At 49.6% G+C, this 2,414-nt stretch carries 4 protein-coding genes; all 4 read right to left on the reverse strand.

Annotated features, from left to right (window positions below):
• Positions 1-1,173 (reverse strand): site-specific DNA-methyltransferase (locus tag DXB92_RS13040; protein ID WP_117734209.1); only part of this gene is annotated, 1,173 nt, incomplete at its 3' end.
• Positions 1,170-1,328: a hypothetical protein gene (locus tag DXB92_RS13890; protein WP_181977092.1), complete on the reverse strand. Its 159-nt coding sequence runs from the start codon at positions 1,326-1,328 to the stop codon at positions 1,170-1,172. The genes DXB92_RS13040 and DXB92_RS13890, both read right to left, overlap by 4 nt.
• 7 nt (positions 1,329-1,335) lie before the next feature.
• The gene (locus DXB92_RS13045; protein ID WP_022427384.1) at positions 1,336-1,896 is read right to left on the reverse strand and encodes a P27 family phage terminase small subunit; all 561 of its coding nucleotides are present in this window, start codon (positions 1,894-1,896) and stop codon (positions 1,336-1,338) included.
• Positions 1,897-2,079: 183 nt separating this feature from the next.
• On the reverse strand, positions 2,080-2,414 hold a 335-nt coding region (locus DXB92_RS13050), incomplete at its 5' end, for an HNH endonuclease (protein WP_147330080.1).

The raw sequence follows: 2,414 nt of genomic DNA on the forward strand, positions 1-2,414 counted from the left end.
TCCCGTATCTTCCACATACCGGCGAAGAATCACCGAGGCATATTTTTCATCCAATTCCATGGTGTAACAGATGCGATTCATTTGTTCGCAAGCCATCAAAGTAGAGCCGCTGCCGCCAAAGGTGTCCATTACCACGCCATTTTCCTGTGTAGAATTTCCGATAGGATAGCCAAGCAAGTCCAGCGGTTTGGAGGTGGGGTGATTGGCATTGCGTTTCGGCTTGTCGAAATGCCAGATGGTCGTCTGCTTGCGGTCGGAATACCAGTGATGCTTGCCATTTTGCATAAAGCCATACAGCACAGGTTCATGCTGCCACTGATAATCCGATCGTCCCAGCACAAGGCTGTCTTTTACCCAAATACAGCAGCCTGCAAGATGAAATCCGGCATCAATGAAAGCTTTTCTGAAATTCAGCCCTTCGGTGTCTGCATGGAATACATAGGCAGAACCGCCTTTTTCCAGATGTTCTGCCATTCGCTGAAAGGAGGACAGCAGAAATGTATAAAACTCCTCGTTCTTCATACTGTCATTCTGTATGGTCAAACCGCTGGCACTCTTAAACGAAACGCCATAGGGAGGATCGGTCAGAATGAGATTTGCCTTGGTGTCACCCATGAGAGCAGATACATCTTCCGCAGATGTGGCATCACCGCACATCAGCTTGTGTCTGCCAACTGTCCATATATCGCCACGCTGGACAAAAGCTGCCTTTTCTAAGGCAGCGGACAGGTCAAAGTCATCCTCTTTTACCTCGCCATCTGCATCTACACTCAATAGGTCTGTCAATTCCTTTTCATCAAATCCGGTCATGGAAAGGTCGAAGCCGAGTTCCTGCAACTCCTGCATTTCAACGGACAGCAGTTCTTCATCCCAGCCTGCATCCAATGCCATCCGGTTGTCAGCAAGAATATACGCTTTCTTCTGTGCTTCCGTCAGATGGTCGGCATACACACATGGCACTTCTGTAATGCCTTCTTCTTTTGCGGCTTCAATTCTGCCGTGACCGGCGAGGACGTTATATGCCTTGTCGATAATGACCGGATTGACAAATCCAAACTCACGAAGGGAAGAACGAAGTTTCAGGATTTGTTCCTTGTTGTGCGTTCTGGCGTTGTTGGCATAGGGTACTAACTTGTCGATATCAACAAGCTGAAATTCTGTAGTTGTGGTCATGCTCCATTCCTCCGCTTCAAAACTTTCTGTAAACCTTTTCTGGCGTCCAGCACTTTTCCGCTGACCGCCTGTCCCTTGAGCGTGCGGTATTGCTGTTTGGTCATCTTCTGGCGATTGGCTTTCAAATTTCGCCAGAACTGGGTATCTGCTTTCATGTATTTCTCACTTTCTGCTGCTCAGAAGCTGTTCCATCAAATCATCCTGCGGTGTGCCGTCAAATTTGGTCGTACAGTTCTGTTTCACAATATCGAAAATCTCATACCAGAGCAAATTTGCCTGTTTCTGAAATGTCTGGCTCATCTGCACAAACGGAGAGGCGATAACGCCGCCAGTGGTCGGATGCTTTCCCAGCAGTCCATAGGTACTGAGGGCTTCTTCACACTGTACAAATCGGGCGAATGCCTGCGAGTAGCTTTCCAGCAGCCGTTTGTTGACGTGCTTTTCACAGCCACGCTGTTTCAGCCAGAGCCACGTTTCTTTGTACACAATGTCTGCTCCCAGCGGTTTTCCGTTCTTCTGCTGGGCAGACAAGTATGCACTGGGGCTTGGCATATCCGCACCGGTCAAATCAGCGGCATCGTCCAGATCAGCTGCATCCAATTCCGGAGCATGAAATTCCATAATATCTGCATCCTTGCCCTCTGCGATCTTGTCGGAGAGGGCTTTCGGCTTATCACCTGCACGAACTCGTCTGCCGCCTCTTCTTGTACCGTCCTTTGCCATCTGATTTCACCTGCCTTTTGAGAAAAAAACAGCCGAAACTGCGTAGGTTTCGGCTTGTTTGCATATTTTCGGGGTTAATCCCCCGTTTGAACCTTGGTTTTTGTGCGTGAGAGTGGACGCCGGTCTGTAAAAAATTCACAATTAGCGATTTTTATCCCCCCACCGGCAGCATTTCAGACACAATCAATACCGATAGACGGGATTTCGGTCTTCCGTCCATGTCTTGTGGTCATGGCAAGACTTGCAAAGAGCCTGCCAGTTGCTTTCATCCCACATCAGATGCGGATCACCACGGTGAGGAATGATATGGTCGACCACGGTCGATGCCGTGAACCTTCCCTGTGATTTGCAACGCACACACAAAGGATGCCGGCGGAGATACGCTTTGCTCAGCCTCTGCCACCTGCTGCCGTAGCCACGCTTAGCGGCAGACGGTCGGTCTGGGTGCAAGGACTGGTGCTCTGTACAGTACAAGCCGTCTGTCAGATTGGGACAGCCGGGGTGCTTGCATGATTTCA

The organism is Ruminococcus sp. OM06-36AC, assembly GCF_003438725.1.
GTDB classification, from domain to species: domain Bacteria; phylum Bacillota; class Clostridia; order Oscillospirales; family Ruminococcaceae; genus Ruminococcus_C; species Ruminococcus_C callidus.

Excerpts from the sequence above, each read along its gene's own strand:
- DXB92_RS13890 (WP_181977092.1), bottom strand. The coding sequence starts at position 1,328 with ATGAAAGCAGATACCCAGTTCTGGCGAAATTTGAAAGCCAATCGCCAG.
- DXB92_RS13045 (WP_022427384.1), bottom strand. The coding sequence starts at position 1,896 with ATGGCAAAGGACGGTACAAGAAGAGGCGGCAGACGAGTTCGTGCAGGT.